This is a genomic window from Ramlibacter sp., assembly GCF_013697775.1.
Taxonomy (GTDB): domain Bacteria; phylum Pseudomonadota; class Gammaproteobacteria; order Burkholderiales; family Burkholderiaceae_C; genus Ramlibacter.
In genome coordinates, this window is record NZ_JACCWG010000074.1 from 1 (window position 1) to 19,704 (window position 19,704).

3 protein-coding genes are annotated in these 19,704 nt (G+C 70.8%); all 3 read left to right on the top strand.

Translation table 11 applies throughout. The features are described 5' to 3' along the window. Positions 1 to 13,676: non-ribosomal peptide synthase/polyketide synthase (locus tag H0U68_RS03985; protein ID WP_296352901.1), on the top strand; the 13,676-nt coding region annotated here is incomplete at its 5' end. Continuing rightward, positions 13,676 to 16,057, top strand: a complete 2,382-nt coding sequence (locus H0U68_RS03990; protein WP_296352904.1) for a penicillin acylase family protein — start codon at positions 13,676 to 13,678, stop codon at positions 16,055 to 16,057. The genes H0U68_RS03985 and H0U68_RS03990, both read left to right, overlap by 1 nt. A gap of 543 nt (positions 16,058 to 16,600) precedes the next feature. Next, the coding region (locus tag H0U68_RS03995; RefSeq protein ID WP_296352903.1) for an amino acid adenylation domain-containing protein at positions 16,601 to 19,704 on the top strand (3,104 nt) is incomplete at its 3' end.

A 19,704-nucleotide genomic window follows, 5' to 3' on the forward strand; every position in this document is an offset into this window, starting at 1 on the left:
CGCCGGCACCGGTCGGCGCGCCCGGCGAGCTGTGCCTGGGCGGCGCCAGCGTGGCGCGCGACTACCTGGGGCGCCCGGACCTCACGGCGGAGCGCTTCGTCGGAGACCCCTTCGCAGCGGACCCCGGTGCGCGGCTGTACCGCACCGGCGACCGGGTGCGCTGGCTGGCCGACGGCAACATCGAATACCTGGGCCGGCTGGACAACCAGGTCAAGCTACGCGGGTTTCGCATCGAGCTGGGCGAGATCGAGGCGGTGCTGCAGCAGGACGATGGGGTCGGTGATGCGATCGTGGTGCTGCGCGAGGACGAAGCCGGGGACAAGAAGCTGGTGGCCTACGTGGTGGGCCAGGGCGGTGCGGTGCCCGATGTCGAGCAACTGCGGCAGTCGCTGAAGGCCCGGTTGCCGGAGTACATGGTGCCCGGCGCTTTCGTGATGCTGCAAGCGCTTCCGCTGTCGCCCAACGGCAAGGTGGACAGGAAGGCGCTGCCCGCGCCAAGCGGGGAACGCCAGGCGGGCAGCGATTACGTGGAGCCCGGCACGCGCACCGAGCGCGAGCTCGCCGCAATCTGGTCTTCTGTGCTCAAGGTGGACCGCGTCGGCGTCCACGACAACTTCTTCGAACTCGGCGGCCATTCACTGCTGGCCACGCGGGTGGCCTCACAAATCGCCGCGGCGCTGGGCCGCGAGATGCCTTTGCGCGAGCTGTTCCAGCGCCCGAAACTGGGCGAGCTGGCGGCGTATCTGGACGGACACGTTGGGGAAACGCAGGCGCTCGCGCCGATCGTGCGTGCCGACCGGTCCGGCGACGTGCCGCTGTCGTACGCGCAGCAGCGCCTGTGGTTCCTGGACCGCTACGAGCCGCAGAGCGCGGCCTACAACATTCCCATGGCGATGCGGCTCAAGGGCCGCGGCATGGACGCCGCGAAGCTGCAGGCGGTGTTCGCGCAGCTTGTCGCCCGGCACGAGTCGCTGCGCACGGCGTTCGACGCCAACAATGGCGAAGCCGTGCAAGTGATCCGCGAAGAGCTGGATGTGCCTGTGCGGTTCGACGACCTGAGCGGACTGCCGCAAGACGCCCGCGAAGCAAAGGCGGCGCAACTGCTGGAGCAGGAAGCCGGCGAGCCGTTCGACCTGGCCGAGGGACCACTGCTGCGGGTGGGCCTGGTGAAGCTGGGCGAGGATGAGCACATCCTGCTGCTGACCATGCACCACATCGTCTCGGACGGCTGGTCCATGGGCGTGCTGGTCGACGAGGTGGCGCAGATCTACCGCGCGCACGGCGAAGGCCGGCAACCAAACTTGCCGCCGCTGGCGATCCAGTACGCGGACTACGCGGTGTGGCAGCGCGATCGGCTGCAGGGCGAGGTTTTACAACAGCAGCTGGGCTACTGGCGCGACCAGCTCGAAGGCGCACCGACGCTACTGGAGCTGCCCACCGACCGGCCCCGGCCAACGCTGCAAAGCCACCAAGGCGCGGTGCATGACTTCACGTTGCCGGCGCAGTTGACCGGCAGGCTGAAGGAACTCGCCCAGGCGCAGGGCGCGACGCTGTTCATGCTGCTGCAAGCCGCCTTCGCGGTCCTGCTGCACCGCCTGAGCGGGCAGGACGACATCTGCATCGGCACGCCCATCGCCGGGCGCAACCGCGCGGAGCTGGAGGGCCTGATCGGCTTTTTCGTCAACACGCTGGTGCTGCGCAGCCGGATCGACCCGAACGCGCGTTTCGATGCGCTGCTTGAACAGTCCAAGGAAGCCGCGCTCGGGGCCTACGCGCACCAGGACGTTCCCTTCGAGCAGCTGGTGGAGCATCTGAAGCCGCCGCGCAGCCTGAGCTACACGCCGCTGTTCCAGGTGATGTTCATCCTGCAGAACGCGCCGCGCGAGAGCCTGGAAATTCCGGGCCTGCGCTTCGAGGCGATGGCCAGCGCCACGCGCACGGCGAAGTTCGACCTCACCTGCAGCCTGGTGGAGGAGCAGGACAGGCTGTATGGCACGCTGGAGTACAGCACCGGCCTGTTCGACGAAGCCACGATTGCGCGGATGGCGCAGCACTATGAAGTGCTGCTGCAGGGCATCTGCGACGCGCCGGATGCCAGCGTCAGGGACCTGCCGCTGCTCACGACAGCGCAGCGGCATCAGGTCCTGGTGGAGTGGAACGCCACGGAAACGCCGTATTCGCGCGATCACGCGGTCCACCAGCTGTTCGAGGAGCAGGCGCGGCGCAACCCGGAGGCGGTGGCACTGGCGTACGAGCAGCGGCAATTCACCTACGCACAGCTCAATGCCCGGGCCAACCAGCTCGCCCATCACCTGCGACAACTGGGCGCGGGCCCCGAACGCCTTGTCGGCATCTGCATGCGGCGCAGCCCGGAGATGGTCGTCGGCCTGCTGGCCGTGCTCAAGGCCGGCGCGGCGTATGTGCCGATGGACCCGGCCTATCCCGCGCAGCGCCTGCAGCACATGCTGCAGGACAGCGCGGCGGCGGTGGTGCTGGTGGACACTGCCGGCCGGCACGCGCTACCCGGCACGCCGGACGCGACCGTGCTGCACCTGCGCGACGACGCGCAGCGCTGGGCGAAGGCGCCAGCCGCCGATGTGGCCGTGCAGGCACCGCATACCCGGCACCTTGCCTATGTGATCTACACCTCGGGCTCGACCGGCCAGCCGAAGGGCGTGATGGTCGAACATCGCAGCCTGTGCAACCTGGTGGGCTGGCACTGCCGGGCCTTCGGGCTGGGCGATGGACAGCGCAGCGCGGCCACGGCCGGCGTGGGCTTCGACGCGAGCACCTGGGAGATCTGGCCGCCCCTGTGCAGCGGCGGCACGCTGGTGCTGCCGCCGGCGCGCGTGGAAGGCGACGCGACGGCCCTGCTGCAATGGTGGCGCGGCCAGGCCCTGGACGTGAGCTTTCTGGTCACGCCGCTGGCGGAGCTGGCGTTCAGCGAAGGCTGGAACAACCCCGGCCTCGGCGTTCTGCTGGTGGGCGGCGACCGGCTGCGGCAGGTGCCACGGCTGGAGGGCACGCGGCTGGTGAACAACTACGGCCCCACGGAAACCACTGTGGTCGCCACCTCGGGACCGGTGCATGCCGGTGAGCCTGTCGTCCACATCGGGCGGCCGATCGCCAACACGCGCATCTACGTGCTGGACCGCGAAGGCCAACCGGTGCCCGTCGGCGTGGCCGGGGAGATCTGCATCGGCGGCGACAGCGTCGCGCGCGGCTACCTGAACCAGCCGCGGCTGACGGCCGAGCGCTTCGTGCAGGACCCGTTCCACGGCGGGCGCATGTACCGCACCGGCGACCTGGGACGCTGGCTGGCGGACGGCAACATCGACTACCTGGGCCGGCTGGACAGCCAGGTCAAGCTGCGCGGTTTCCGCATCGAGCTGGGCGAGATCGAGGCGGTGCTGCAGCAGCACGCGCAGGTCGGCCAGGCGGTGGTGATGCTGCGGGAGGACGAGGCCGGGGACGGGGACCAGAAGCTGGTGGCCTACGTGGTGGGCAAGGGCGATGCGGTGCCCGACGTCGAGCAGCTGCGGCAGGCGTTGAAAACCAAGCTGCCTGAGTACATGGTGCCTGGGGCCTTCGTGGCGCTGCAGGCGCTGCCGCTGTCGCCCAACGGCAAGGTGGACACGAAGGCGCTGCCTGCGCCGAGCGGCGAACGCCAGGCCGGCAGCGACTACGTGGAGCCCGGCACGCGCACCGAGCGCGAACTCGCGTCCATCTGGTCTTCCGTGCTCAAGGTGGACCGCGTCGGCGTGCACGACAACTTCTTCGAACTGGGGGGCCATTCGCTGCTGGCCACGCGCGTGGCGTCGCAGATCGCGGCGGCGCTGGGCCGTGAGGTGCCCTTGCGCGAGCTGTTCCACCGGCCGCGGCTGGGCGAACTCGCGGCGTACCTGGACGGACACACCGGCGTGCAGGCACTCGCGCCGATCGGACTGGCCGATCGCTCGGCGGACCTGCCGCTGTCGTATGCGCAGCAGCGCCTGTGGTTTCTGGACCGCTACGAGCCGCAAAGCGCGGCGTACAACATTCCGATGGCGCTGCGGCTGCTGGGCACCGCGGTGGATGCCGCCAGGCTGCAGGCGGTGTTCGCGCGCCTGATAGCCCGGCACGAGTCGCTGCGCACGGTATTCGAAATGCGGAACGGCCAGTCCGTGCAGGTGATCCATGAAACGTTGGATGTGCCGGTGGCATTCGAAGACCTGAGTGGGCTGTCCGAAGGCGCGCGCCAGGCCAAGGCGGCGCTGCTGCTGGAGCAGGAAGCCGCCAAGCCGTTCGACCTGGCGCGCGGCCCGCTGCTGCGCGTGGGGCTGCTGAAGTTTGGCGGGCAGGAGCATGTGCTGCTGCTGACCATGCACCACATCGTGTCGGACGGCTGGTCGATGGACGTGCTGGTGAACGAGGTGGCGCAGATCTACCGGGCGCAGGCCGAGGGCGGGGACGCGAACCTGCCGCCGCTGGCGATCCAGTACGCCGACTACGCGGTGTGGCAGCGCGAACGGCTCCAAGGCGAGGTTTTGCAGGAGCAGCTGGGGTACTGGAGGGCGCAGCTGGAAGGCGCGCCTGCGCTGCTGGAACTGCCCACCGACAGGCCGCGGCCGGCGGTGCTGACGCACCACGGCGCCAATGTGGAGTTCCAGCTGGGCGAGGAATTGACGGACCGGCTCCAGCAATTGGCGCAGGCGCGCGGCACCACCCTGTTCATGTTGACGCAGGCTGCCTTCGCCATCCTGCTGCACCGCTTGAGCGGGCAGGACGACATCTGCGTGGGCACGCCCATCGCCGGGCGCGGCCGGGCGGAGTTGGAAGGGCTGATCGGCTTTTTCGCCAACACGCTGGTGCTGCGCAGCCGGATCGATCCGAACGCGAGCTTCGATGCGCTGCTTGCGCAGTCCAGGGACGTCGCGCTGGGCGCGTATGCGCACCAGGACGTGCCGTTCGAGCAGCTGGTGGAGCACCTGAAGCCGCCGCGCAGCCTGAGCTACACGCCGCTGTTCCAGGTGATGTTCATCCTGCAGAACGCGCCGCGCGAGACGCTGGACGTTCCGGGGCTGCGTCTGGAGATGATGCCCAGCCCGACGCACACGGCGAAGTTCGACCTCACGTGCAGCCTGGCGCAGGGCAATGCCCGGCTCTACGGCAACCTGGAATTCAACACCGGCCTGTTCGACGAGGCGACGGTCGCCCGGATGGCGCAGCACTACGAAGTGCTGCTGCAAAGCATCTGTGACCAGCCGGCGGCCAGTCTCAAGGACCTGCCGCTGCTCACGCCGGTGCAGCGCAATCAGGTGCTGGTGGAGTGGAATGCCACGCAGGCACCGTACCCGCCTGACGTGGTGCACCGGCTGGTCGAGGAGCAGGCGCGGCGCAGCCCGAATGCGGTGGCGCTGGCATACGGGCAGGAGCAGCTCACCTACGCGCAGCTCAACGCCCGCGCCAACCAGCTGGCCCATCACCTCGTGCAGCTCGGTGTCGGCCCCGAGCGCCTGGTGGGCATCTGCATGGAGCGCAGCCTGCAGATGGTGGTGGGGCTGCTGGCCGTCCTGAAGGCCGGCGGCGCCTATGTGCCGCTGGACCCCGGCTATCCGAAAGACCGGCTGGCCTACATGCTGGCCGATGCGAAGCCGCAGGTGCTGCTTACGCAGGAGAGCCTGCTCGGGCAGCTGCCCGCCGGCGAGGGTGCCGTGCTGTGCCTGGACCGCGACTGGCCGCAACGCATCGCCATGCAGCCCACGGACGATCCGCGCCACCAGGCGCAGCCGCACAACCTGGTCTACGTCATCTACACCTCCGGCTCCACGGGCCTGCCCAAGGGCGTGGGCATGCCGCACGGCGGGCTGGCCAACCTGTTGCACTGGCAGCGGGCCGTGCTGCCGCAGCCGGCGCGCACGCTGCAGTTCGCGGCGCTGGGATTCGACGTGGCGGCCCAGGAGATTTTCTCGACGCTGGCCACCGGCGGCACCCTGGTGCTGCTGGACGAAGCGCGCCGCCAGGACATGCCGGCGCTGGTGAAGTGGCTGGCCGGGCAGGGCATCCAGCGCCTGTTCCTGCCGTATGTCGCGCTCGGCAGCCTGGGCGAGCTGTGGAAGGACCAGCAGCTGCCGCAACTGCAGGACGTGATCACGGCGGGCGAGCAGTTGCGCATCACGCCGGCGCTGCGCCGCCTGTTCACCGTGAACCCGCAGGCCCGGCTGCACAACCACTACGGTCCGACGGAAAGCCACGTCGCCTGCGCGCAGGTGCTCGCGGGGCCGGCGCAGGCGTGGAACGACCTGCCGCCGATCGGCAGGCCGGTCGCGAACACGCGCATCTACATCCTGGACGCGCAAGGCCAGCCGGTGCCGCCGGGCGTCGCGGGCGAGATCCACATCGCGGGCGCGCAGGTGGCGCGGGAGTACCTGGGGCGCCCCGGATTGACGGCCGAGCGCTTCATCGGCGCGCCCGACGCAGGCGTTCTGGGCGAACGCATGTACAAGACGGGCGACCTGGGCCGGTGGCGCGAAGGCGGCGTGATCGACTACCTGGGCCGCAACGACCTGCAGGTGAAGATCCGCGGCTTTCGCATCGAGCTAGGCGAGGTGGAAGCCCGGCTGGCCGAGTGCGACGGCGTGCGCGAAGCGGCGGTGATCGCGCGCGAGGACCAGCCGGGAGACAAGCGGCTGGTGGCGTACGTGGTTGCACAGGACGACGTGCAACCCCCTTCGGCCGCGGCGCTGCGCGCGCAGCTGGGCCAGAGCCTTCCGGAATACATGGTGCCCGGCGCCTTCGTCGTGCTGGAGGCGCTGCCGCTCACGCCCAACGGCAAGCTGGACCGCAAGGCGCTGCCCGAACCCGGCGGCGAGCGCCAGGCGGGCAACGACTACGTGGAGCCCGCCACGCCGACGGAACGCGCGCTCGCGGCGATCTGGGCCGGCGTGCTGCAGGTGGACCAGGTCGGCCTGCACGACAACTTTTTCGAGCTGGGCGGCCATTCGCTCCTGGCCACGCGGGTGGTCTCGCAGATCGGCGCGACGCTGGGCCGCGAGATGCCCTTGCGCGAGCTGTTCCACAAGCCGCGGCTGCAGGAGCTGGCCGCCTGGCTGGACGGCCGGCCCGCCACCACGGGGCCAGCGCCGATCGGCGTGGCCGCGCGGCCGGCCGACGGGTTGCCGCTGTCGTATGCGCAGCAGCGCCTCTGGTTCTTGGACAACTACGAATCGGGCAGCGCCTTCTACAACATGGGCGCGGCGCTGCGGCTTCGCGGCAAGGGCGTGACGCCTGCCCTGCTACACGGCGTGTTCAACGCGCTGGTGGCGCGGCACGAGGCCTTGCGCACGGTGTTCCGGGTCGTCAACGGCCAGCCGCGGCAGGTGATCGCGCAGCTGCTGGAGCTGCCGATGCTGCACGAGGACCTGAGCGGGCTGCCGGACACCGCGCGCCAGGCGCGGGCGGCGCAATTGCTGGAACAGGAAACCGGCAAACCCTTCGACCTGACCCAGGGACCGCTGCTGCGGGTGGGCTTGGTGAAGCTGGGCGAGGACGAGCACATCCTGCTGCTGACCATGCACCACATCGTCTCGGACGGCTGGTCGATGGGCGTCCTGGTCGACGAGGTGGCGCAGATCTACCGCGCGCTCGGTGAAGGCCAGCAACCGATGCTGCCGCCGCTGGTGATCCAGTACGCGGACTACGCCGTGTGGCAGCGCGAGCGGCTGCAAGGCGAGGTTTTGCACGAGCAGCTGGGCTACTGGCGCAACCAGCTCGAAGGCGCACCGGCATTGCTGGAGCTGCCCACCGACAGGCCCAGGCCGACGCTGCAAAGCCACCGCGGTGCTGTGCACGGGTTTGAGCTCTCGACGCAGCTCACCGCCAGCCTCAGCGCACTGGCCCAGGCGCAGAGCACAACGCTGTTCATGCTGCTCCAGTCCGCCTTCGCCGTGCTGCTGCACCGCTTAAGCGGGCAGGAGGACATCTGCGTCGGCACGCCCATCGCCGGGCGCAACCGCGCGGAGCTGGAGGGCCTGATCGGCTTCTTCGTCAACACGCTGGTGCTGCGCAATCGCATCGATCCGCGGGCGAGCTTCGACGCGCTGCTCGAACAGTCCAAGGACATCGCGCTGGCGGCGTACGCGCACCAGGATGTGCCTTTCGAGCAGCTGGTCGAGCATCTGAATCCTCCGCGCAGTCAGGGCTACACGCCGCTGTTCCAGGTGATGTTCATGCTGCAGAACGCGCCGCGCCAGACGCTGGAGATTCCGGGGCTGGCCTTCGAGATGCTGCCCGGCAGCACCGGCACCGCGAAGTACGACCTGACCTGCAGCATGGTCGAGGGGCAGGACAGGCAAGGGCGCGACACGCTGTACGGCACGCTGGAATACAGCACCGACCTGTTCGAAGCGGCGACGGCCGCCCGCATGGCGCAGCACTACGAGGTGCTGCTTCAGGGCATCTGCGACGCGCCAGCCGCCCCGGTGGCGGCTCTGCCGCTGCTGACGCCCGCGCAGGAGCGGCAGCTCCTGGTGGAGTGGAACGACACGGCCGCGCCGTACCAGCTGCAGGCGGTCCACCAGCTGTTCGAGGAGCAGGCACGGCGCACCCCGGACGCAGTGGCGCTGGTGGACGGGACGCGGCAGCTCAGCTACGCGCAGTTTGATGCCCGGGCCAGCCAGTTGGCCCATCACCTCGTGCAGTTGGGCGTGCGGCCGGACGTGCTGGTCGGCATCTGCATGGAACGCAGCACGGAGATGGTCGTCGCACTGGTCGCGGTGCTGAAGGCCGGCGGTGCCTACGTGCCGCTGGATCCCGGCTATCCGAAGGACAGGCTGGCGTACATGCTGGACGACGCGAAGCCGCGGGTGCTGCTCACGCAGCAGACACTGCTGGAGCAGTTGCCGTCATACGAAGGCAAGGTGCTGTGTGTGGATGGCGACTGGCACACGCGGCAGGCTCCAGCGGGCAACGAACCGCTGCCGTCCGTGTCGCCCGCCCACCTGGCGTACGTGATCTACACCTCGGGCTCCACGGGCACGCCCAAGGGCGCCGGCATTTCGCATGCGGCGCTGGCCAACCACACGCAGTGGATGCAGCAGCGTTTTCCGCTGGAGGCGGGCGACCGCGTGCTGCAGAAAACGCCGTTCAGTTTCGACGCCTCGGTCTGGGAGTTCTGGTCGCCGCTGGCCGCCGGCGCCACGCTGGTGGTGGCCGAGCCGGGCGCGCAGCGCGACCCGGCGCGTCTGGCGCAGCTGCTGGCGCAGACGCGGACCACGGTGGTGCAGTTCGTTCCAGCGCTGCTCGCGGCCCTGCTGGAAGAAGATCTTTCGGATTGCCGCAGCCTGCGGCATGTCTTCGTCGGTGGCGAGGCGCTGCCGGCGGCGCTGGCCGCGCGCAGCCGCGCCGTGCTGGGCGCGGAAGTGGTCAACCTGTACGGCCCCACCGAAGCCTGCATCGACGCGCTGTTCGCCGTGGCGGACGCGTCCGCCGAAGCCGGCGCGATGGTGCCCATCGGCCGCCCGGTGGCGAACACACGCGCCTACGTGCTGGATGCGCAGCTGCATCCGGTGCCGGTGGGAGTCGCCGGCGAGCTGTACCTGGCCGGCCCGGGCCTGGCGCGCGGCTACCTGCACCAGCCCGCGCTCACCGCGGAACGCTTCCTGCCCGACCCGTTCGCCGCCGCGCCCGGCGCGCGCATGTACCGCACCGGCGACCTAGTACGCCGGCTGCCCGGCGGCACGCTGGACTACCTGGGCCGCGCGGACCAGCAGGTGAAGGTCCGCGGTTTCCGCATCGAGCTCGGCGAGATCGAGAGCGTGCTTCGGCAGGACCCGCGTGTCGCGCAGGCGGTTGCCGTGGTGCGCGAGGACGTGCCCGGCGAGCGGCGGCTGGTGGCCTACGTGGTGAGCCAGCAGGACGACGGGCTGGACGCCGACCGGCTGCGGCAGGCGCTGCAGGCCAGGCTGCCCGAGTACATGGTGCCCGGCGCCTTCGTGCTGCTGCAAAGCCTGCCGCTGACACCCAGCGGCAAGGTGGACAGGAATGCCCTGCCATCGCCAAGCGGGGAGCGCCAGCTGACAACCGACTACGTGGCGCCGGAGAGCGTGCTGGAGAAATCGATCGCCGCCGCCTGGGCGGACGTGTTGCAGGTGGAACGCGTCGGCCTGCACGACAACTTCTTCGCGCTGGGCGGCCACTCGCTGCTGGCGCTGGCGCTGGTCACGCGGCTGCGCGAGCAGGGCCTCGCCGCCGACGTGAAGAGCCTGTTCACCGCGCCCACCGTGGCTGGCGTGGCGCGGGCGATGGAGCGCGGCGGCATCGCGGCCATCGAGGTGCCGCCCAACCGGATCGATCCGCAGGCCGAGGCGATCACGCCCGGCATGCTGCCCCTGGTGGAGCTCACCCAGGCCGAGATCGACCTCATCGCCGCCAAGGTGCCGGGCGGCGCGCGCAACGTGCAGGACCTCTATCCGCTGAGCCCGCAGCAGGAGGGCCTGCTGTACCACCACCTGCTGGACCCGGACGACGACGCCTACACCGTGTCCCTGGCCTTCGCGGTACGCACGCGCGAGCAGCTGGATGCGATTGGCGCGGCGCTGCAGCAGGTGGTCCAGCGCCACGACATCCTGCGCACCGCGTTCCTGTGGGAAGGGCTGCGCGAGCCGGTGCAGGTCGTCCTGCGCGAAGCGCCGCTGCCCATCGCGCACGTCGTGCTCGATCCGCGCGACGGCGACATCCTGGCACAGCTGCAGGCGCGCTTCGGCCGCCGGCGCCAGCGCATGGACGTGGACCGCGCACCGCTGGTGCGGCTCCATGCCGCGCCGGACCCGGCCCAGGACCGCTGGGTGCTGCTGATCGTGAACCACCACATGGTCAGCGACCACGTGACGATGGAAGTGGTGATGGAGGAGGCGGGTGCCTTGCTGCTGGGTCTGGCCCAGGCGTTGCCTGCGCCGCTGCCGTTCCGCAACCTGGTCGCGCAGGCGCGGCGGGAGCGCAGCCGCGCCGACCAAGACGCGTTCTTCCGGCAGCTGCTGGAAAGCGTGACGCAGCCGTCCATGCCGTTCAACCTGCTTGCCGATGAGAGCGATGCGCCCGCGCCCGAGGAGCGCACCTCGATGCTGGAGCCGGCGCTCGCCGCGCGCATCCGCGCGGCAGCCCGCACGGCGAAGGTCAGCGCGGCCAGCCTGTTCCACTTCGCGTGGGCGCTGGTGCTGGCCAGGGCCGGCGGCAAGGGCGACGTCGTGTTCGGAACCGTGCTGTTCGGGCGCATGGCGGTGCAGGCCGGCGCCGAGCGGGCGGTCGGCCTGTTCACCAACACCCTGCCGTTCCGCATCGACACGGATCAGGGCGACGTGGTCGGGGCCTTGCAGCGGACCCAGGAGGTCTTGGCGGGCCTGCTGGCCCACGAACATGCGTCCCTGGTGCTGGTGCAGCGCCACAGCCAGCTGCCGCCGCAGACGCCGCTGTTCTCGGCCCTGTTGAACTACCGGCACACGCAGGCGCGCAAGGCGCAGGACGAGACCGCCGCCGACCCGCTCGGCGTGCGCATGCTCGATGGCCGCGAGGGAACACATTACCCGCTGATGTTGACGGTCGACGAGCTGGGCGACGGTGGGTTCCTGCTGGGCGCACAGGTCCGGCCGTCGATCGGGGCGGAGCATGTGTGCTGTCTGGTGCGGACCGCCATCGAGGGCATCGTGGATGCGCTGGAAGGTGGGCGTTCCACAGCTGCGAGCGAACTGGAGGTGCTGGCCGCAGCGGATCGCGCGCAGTTGCTGCACGAGTGGAATGCGACCGTGCTGCCGTACCCGCGGGACAAGACGGTCCACCAGCTGTTCGAGGAACAAGCAAGGCGCAGCCCGGATGCGGTGGCGCTGGTGCATGGGCACCAGCGGCTGACCTATGCGCAGCTGGATGCGCGGGCGAACCAGCTGGCGCACCGGTTGCGCGCGCTGGGTGTCGGTCCGGAAGTGTTGGTGGCGCTGTGCGTGGAGCGCGGGCTGGACATGGTGGTGGGCCTGCTCGGTATCCTGAAGGCCGGCGGCGCCTACGTGCCGCTGGACCCGGCTTATCCGAGCGCGCGGCTGGCCTACATGCTGGGCGATGCGAAGCCGGCGGTGCTGCTGACGACATCGGCAACCGTTCTTCCTGAATCGGTATCCGTTGACCCTGAATCCATCTCCGTTCGCCCTGAGCTTGTCGAAGGGCCGTTGCCCGCAGGGGCTTCGACAAGCTCAGCCCGAACGGGTGCGGGTTTGTTGTGCCTGGACCGCGATTGGGACGCGCAGGTAGCAACGCATCCTGCGGAGCAACTGCCCAACCTGGCGCAGCCGCAGAACCTGGCCTACATGATCTACACCTCGGGCTCCACCGGGCAGCCCAAGGGCACGCAGATCGCGCACCGCGCGGTCGTGAATCTGCTGGCGACCATGGCGCATTCCCCCGGCATGCAGGCCGACGACGTGCTGCTGGCGGTCACCTCGCTGTCGTTCGACATCGCCGCGTTGGAGATCTTCCTGCCGCTGGCGACGGGCGCACAAGTCGTGATCGCCTCGCGCGAGCAGGCCGCCGACGCGCAGGCACTGAAGGACCTCGTGCGCACGCACGCAGTCACGGTGATGCAGGCGACGCCATCGACATGGCGCATGCTGCAGGCCAGCGACGGGGCCGATCTGCGCCTGCGGCTGGCCCTGTGCGGCGGCGAAGCGATGGACGCGCCGCTGGCAAAAGACCTGTGCGGCATCGCGGACGCGGCCTGGAACCTGTACGGCCCCACCGAAACAACCGTGTGGTCGAGCGCCGAGCGGCTGGGCGCGAACGCGCAGGTCACGCTCGGCCAGCCGCTCGCCAACACGCAGATGTACATCCTAGACGATCAGCTGCGGCTGGTCCCGCGTGGCGCCGTGGGCGAGCTGCACATCGGCGGCGAGGGCCTGGCCCGCGGCTACCTGCACCAGCCCGGGTTGACGGCGAAAAAGTTCATCCCCAACCCCCATGGCGCACCCGGCAGCCGGCTGTACAAGACCGGCGACCTGGCCAGGCACCTGCGGGACGGCCGCATCGAATTCCTCGGGCGCAGCGACCAGCAGATGAAGCTGCGCGGTTTCCGCATCGAGCTGGGCGAGATCGAAGCCGTGTTGCGCGCCTTGCCGGCCGTTCGCGAGGCAGCGGTTGCGATGCATGGCGACGCGCCTGGCGACGAGCGCTTGGTGGCCTACGTCGCAACGCGCAGCCAAGTGGACGCGCACGACATCCTGGCGCACGCAAAACAACAGCTGCCCGCCCACATGGTCCCAGCCCAGGTCGTGCTGCTGGACGCCTTGCCCCGCACGCCCAACGGCAAGCTGGACCGCAAGGCGTTGCCCGCGCCGGACTGGCAGCCCAGGGAAACGGGTTTTGTTGCGCCGCGCACGGCCACCGAGCAGGCGCTGGCGGCGATCTGGTCCGAGGTGCTGCAGCAGGACACCGTCGGCGTGCACGACGACTTCTTCGCGCTGGGCGGCCATTCGCTGCTGGCGGTGCAGGTGGTCTGGCGCGTGCGCCGACAGCTCGCGCCGCAGCTGCCCTTGTCGACGCTGCTCGCATCGCCGACGGTCGCCGCGCTGGCGGCGCAGATCGACGGCCCGCGCACCGGCACCGCGCCGGCCGGCCACGCGCTCGCGCACAATCCCCCGCAACAAGGAGAAACGACATGATGAAGCGCCGCTGGGCCAGATGGTCCCTGCGCGTGGTGCTGGTGCTGGCCGCGCTGATTTTGGTGCTGGCCGGCTTCGCCTGGTGGCGGCTGCACACCAGCCTGCCGCCGCTGGACGGCACGCTGGCCGCGCCGGGCCTCACGGCCCCGGTGGAGGTCCGGCGCGACGCGCTGGGCGTGCCCGCGATCAGCGGCACCACGCGCGACGACGTCGCCTACGCCACCGGCTTCGTCCATGCGCAGGACCGCTTCTTCCAGATGGACCTGCTGCGCCGCCGCGCCGCGGGCGAACTGGCCGGCCTGATCGGCGACGCGACGGCCGAAATCGACAGCCGCATCCGCATGCACCGCTTCCGCGCCCGCGCCCAGGCCGCGCTGCAGGCGCTGCCGCCGGCCGACCGCACCATGCTGCAGCGCTATGCCGACGGCGTGAACGCCGGGCTGAGCGGGCTGGGCGCGGCGCCGTTCGAGTACGCGCTGCTGCGCAGCGACCCGGTGCGCTGGCAGCCGGCCGACACCTTGCTGGTGGTGTGGACCATGTACCTGGACCTGCAGGGCTACATGCCGATGCGCGAGCTCTCGCGCGGCTGGCTGAAGGAGCTTGCGCCGCCCGAGACGCTGGCTTTCCTGCTGCCCGAAACCAGCGCCTACGACGCGCCGTTCGATGGCCCTTCGCCCGCGCCGAACGTGGCCATCCCCGCGCAGGGGCCGGACTGGATCGCCCGGCCGCTGCCCGCCAAAGCGGCGATGCTGGAAGACACGCTGACGCGCGGCAGCAACGGCTGGGCCATCGCCGGGCCGCACACCCGCGGCGGCGGCGCCATCGTCGCCAACGACATGCACCTGGGCCTGATGCTGCCCAACGTGTGGTACCGCGCGCAGCTGCGCTTTCCGGGCGACGACGGCCGCATGCGCAGCGTCACGGGCGTCACCTTGCCGGGCGCGCCGCTGGTCATCATCGGCAGCAACGGCGAACTCGCCTGGGGGTTCACCAACGCCTGCGCCGACGTGCTGGACCTGGTGCGCATCGAGCGCGTGCCGGGCGGCGGCAACCGCTTCAAGGTGGCCGGCGAAGTGCGCGAAGCGACCGAGTACCGCGAAACCGTGGCCGTGCGCGGCGGCGAGGCGAAAACCGTGATCGTGCTGCAGATCGGCGACGCGCCGATCCGTCAGGTGGGCGACGCCTTCTACCTGGAACACTGGGTGGCCCACCAGCCGGGAGCGGTGAACGTGGGCCTGCGCGGCCTGGAGACGGCCCGCACGGTGGAGGACGCCGTTGCCGTGGCCAGCCGCGCCGGCGTGCCGGCGCTGAACTTCGTGGTGGGCGACCGCGCCGGGCGCATCGCCTGGAGCGTGGCCGGTGCCATGGCCGCGCGCGACGCCGGCGACGCCAAGACCTTCCCGCTGGCAACCGACGCGGATGCGGCGGCATGGCAGGCGCTGCGCGCGCCGGATGCGCATCCGAGCGTGGTCGCGCCCGCGCAGGGGCGGGTGTGGAACGCCAACAACCGGCCGCTGGCCGCCGCGGGCGACCGCCTGGTCGGCGACGGCGGCGCGGACCTGGGGGCGCGCGCAAAGCAGATCGGCGAGGGCCTGATGGCGCTGCCGGCGCAGGCCGACGAGAAGGGCGTGTACGCCGTGCAGCTGGACGACCGCGCGATCTTCATGGCGCCCTGGCGCGACCGCGCATTGCGCGTGCTGGATGCGCAGGCGGTGGCCGGCCATCCCGAGCGCCAGCAGTTCCGCGACCTGCTGGCGCAGCGCTGGAGCGGCCGCGCCAGCCCGGAATCGCAGGGCTACCGGCTGACCCGGGCATTCCTGGACGCGGGCTATGACGAAGTGTTCGGCGCGGCCGACGTGGAGCTGAAGAAAAAACATCCGTACGCGAGCTACGCCATCGCCAACATGCGCTGGCCGCTGGTGCTGGCCCAGCTGCTGGACGCCGGGCCGCCCAACTGGCTGCCGGCGGGGCGCACCTGGCGCGATGTGGAACTGGCCACCGTCGACCGCGCGATCCGGCTGCTGAAGGAAGAACACGGCTCGCTGCAGGCGGCGACCTGGGGCGCGCACAACCGCGCGACCATCCAGCACCCCATCGGCGGGCTGCTGCCCGGCGTAGGCCGCTGGCTGGCGGTGCCGCCCGAGCCGCTGCCCGGCGACATCCACGTGCCGCGCGTGAGCGAGCGCGGCTTCGGCGCGTCGCAGCGCATGGTGGTGACGCCCGGGCGCGAGCAGGACGGCATCCTGAACATGCCCGGCGGCCAGAGCGGCCATCCGCTCAGCCCGTACTTCCTGGCCGGCCATGGCGACTGGGTGCAGGGCCGGCCCACGCCGTTCCTGCCCGGCGCGGCGCAGCACACGCTGACACTGGCGCCGCGTTAGCGGCTTGTCAGACGTTCGCTTGCAATCCGAACAATTCCTTTCAAATCGGACGCGCGTGCGCCACGGCTCTTCCACAGGCGCCGTGGTTAGATAAGAAAGCAGCGTGCGCGATTAGCGCGAACCACGAATCCCGCAGAAACAAGCGCCTACGGCGCTCGGCCGGACTTCCCCCAATCTGTCGCTAGGGAAAGCCCGGTTGTTCGGGGTGGGGCCGTCGGAAAGAGTTCACGTTTGCGCGCGGCCGGCGGGGGCTCCGATTCCTCGCTTGCCCGCCCGACACAGGGAGCAGAGGTTCATGGAACGACACGGCACGCCCGGGGTCACGCGATGTGGTCCTGGCCAAGCACGAGAGAAATTTTCGGTCCGGTTCGCCAAAAGGCAGAGCCGGGCGGTTGAGCCGTAAAGCGCGGCCTGCCCGATCGCGCGGCAGGCTGCCGGTCACCGGGTGAAGTCTCTGCCCTTTCCCTATTTCCCCTGTCCCGATGCGCGCCGCGCCATGGCCGCGGGCATCGGTATTGCTTTGCCCTTGGCGGGAGGTTGTCGATGAAGAACGCTCCGGTGGCCGCGAGCACGCGAGGCAGCCCGCTGTCGTCCGCGCAGCAGCGCCTGTGGTTCCTCGACCAGTACCAGCCCGGCGACGTTTCCTACAACATCGCGGCCGCCGCCGAGCTGCGGGGACCGCTGGATGTCGCGGCGCTGCAAGCCGCGCTGAACGGCGTCGTCGCGCGGCACGACAGCCTGCGCACGCGCTTCGGCGTGGGCGCGGCCGGCGAGCCGGTCCAGTGGGTCGAGCCGCAACTGCACCTGCCGCTGCCGGTGCGCGACATCGGCGCGGCCGACCCGCAGCCCCTGATCCTGGCGGAAGCCCGCACGCCGTTCGACCTTGCGCAGGCGCCGCTGCTGCGCGTGCAGCTGCTGCGCCGAAGCGCCGGCGACCATCTGCTGCTGCTGACGATGCACCACATCGTGTCCGACGGCTGGTCCATGGGCGTGCTGGTGCGCGAGCTCGGCGTGCTGTACGCGGCACAGCTGCAGGGGCAGGACGGCGAGCTGGCGCCGCTGCCGATGCAGTACGCCGACTACACGCAGGGACAGCGCGAACAGCTGCAAGGCCCGGCCCTGGCGCGGCAGCTCGCCTACTGGACGCGCCAGCTCGCCGGCGCGTCCGGCCTGCTGGCGCTGCCGACCGATCACCCCCGCCCCGCGGTGCAGCGCCATCGCGGCGCGCGGCATCGCTTCGCCATTGGCGCGGCGCTCACCGCACGGCTGAAGGCCTTCACCCACAGCCGCCAGGCCACGCCGTTCATGGCGCTGGCGGCGGTGTTCGCGGTGCTGCTGGCGCGCCACGCCGGCCAGCAGGAAGTAAGCCTCGGCACGGCCGTGGCCAATCGCGGGCAAAGCCGCACCCGCAGGCTGATCGGCTTCTTCGTCAACACGCTGGTGCTGCGCATCGGGCTGGATGCCGACGAGCGCTTCGGCGACCTGCTGGCCCGCGTGAAGGACACCGCGCTGCAGGCCTTCGCGCACCAGGACCTGCCGTTCGAGCGGCTGGTGGAGACGCTGCGGCCGGAGCGCCACGCCGGGCATACGCCCCTTGTGCAGGCCATGCTGGTGCTGCAGAACGCGCCGGCGGTGCGGCCGGAGCTGCTGGGCCTGGACGTGCGGCAGCTGCCGCTGGACAACGGCAGTTCCAAGTTCGACGTCCTGCTGGAGCTGATCGAGCAGCAGGGCGGCGGGCTTGCGGCCGAACTGGAATACGACACCGACCTGTTCGAGGCCGACAGCATCGCGCAGCTGGCGCGCCGCTTCGTCTGGCTGCTGGACCAGGCGCTGGCCGCGCCCGAAACGAAGCTGATGCAGCTGCCGCTGCTGCCGCCCAACCACCATCGCAGGATCGTGGTGGAGTGGAACGCCACGCAGCAGGCGTACCCCTGTGGAGGCCAGACGCTGGACCGGCTGCTGCAGGCGCAGGCGCTGCGCACACCCCACCACACGGCATTGGTGTTCGAGGGCGAGCAGCTCACCTATGCGCAGCTCGATGCGCGCGCCAACCGGTTGGCGCACTGGCTGCGTGCGCAGGCCGTCGGCGCCGACGTGCCGGTGGGCGTGCGCATGGAGCGCGGCATCGGCATGGTGGTGGCGCTGCTGGCGATCATGAAAGCCGGCGGCGCCTACCTGCCGCTGGACCCGGACTATCCCGCCGAGCGGCTCGACTACATGGTGCGCGACGCCCAGCCGGCGCTCGTGCTCACGCAGGAGACATGGCCGGAGCCGTCCAGCCTGCAAGCGTTGCCCGAGACCGCGCCCGAACCCACGGCGCGGCCCGGCAGCCTGGCCTACGTCATCTACACCTCCGGCTCCACCGGCAGGCCCAAAGGCGTGGGCGTGCCGCACGAAGGCATCGTCAACCGGCTGCTGTGGATGCAGCAGGCCTATGGCCTCGTGCCCGAAGACCGCGTGCTGCAGAAAACGCCGTTCAGCTTCGACGTGTCGGTGTGGGAGTTCTTCTGGCCGCTCATCGCCGGCGCGGCGCTGGTGGTCGCGCGGCCCGGCGGCCACCAGGATCCGGACTACCTGCTGGAGGTGCTCGCGGGGGAGCGCATCAGCACCATGCACTTCGTGCCGCCGATGCTGGACAGCTTCCTGGAGCGGGCGGGCGGCCAGGCGCGGCGCGCGGCGGCCCTGAAGCGCGTGCTCTGCAGCGGCCAGGCGCTGCCAAGGGAACTGCAGGACCGCTTCTTCCAGGTACTGCCCGGGGTGGAGCTGCACAACCTGTACGGGCCGACCGAAGCCTCGGTGGACGTCACGTTCTGGGCCTGCGACGCGGCGTCGCCGCTGTCCAGCGTGCCGATCGGCCGGCCCGTGGCCAACACGCAGATGCACGTGCTGGACGCGCACCTCAACCCGGTGCCGGTGGGCGTGGCCGGCGAGCTGTACATCGCCGGTGTGCAGCTGGCCCGCGGCTACCTGCACCAGCCGGCGCTCACGGCCGAGCGCTTCGTGCCCAACCCGTTCGGCGCGCCGGGTGCGCGCATGTACCGCACCGGCGACCTGGCGCGCTATCTCGCCGACGGCGGCATCGACTACCTGGGGCGCATCGACCACCAGGTGAAGATCCGCGGCCTGCGCATCGAGCTGGGCGAGATCGAAGCGGTGCTGGCCGCCCAGCCCGGCGTGCGCGACGCCGTGGTGCTGGCGCGCGAGGACGTGCCCGGCGACCAGCGTCTGGTGGCCTATGTGCTGGCCGCCGCCGGCGAAGGCCCCAACTCCCCTGCGCGCATTGCCGAACTGCGCGCCGCGCTGGGCAAACACCTGCCCGGCTACATGGTGCCGGCGCACTACGTGGTGCTGCAGGAACTGCCGCTCACGCCCAACGGCAAGGTGGACCGCAAGGCGTTGCCGCCGCCCCATGCCGGCACGCCGGCGCCCAGCCGGGCCGACGAAGCGCCGCAGGGCGCGCTGGAAACCACGCTGGAGGCGATCTGGGCGCAGCTGCTGGACGCGCCGGGCGCAGGCCAGGCCGCGCGCATCGGGCGGCACGACGACTTCTTCGCGCTGGGCGGCCATTCGCTGCTGGCGACGCGGCTGGTTTCGCGCCTGCGCGACGCGCTGGGCGTGGAACCGCCGGTGCGCGCGGTGTTCGAGGC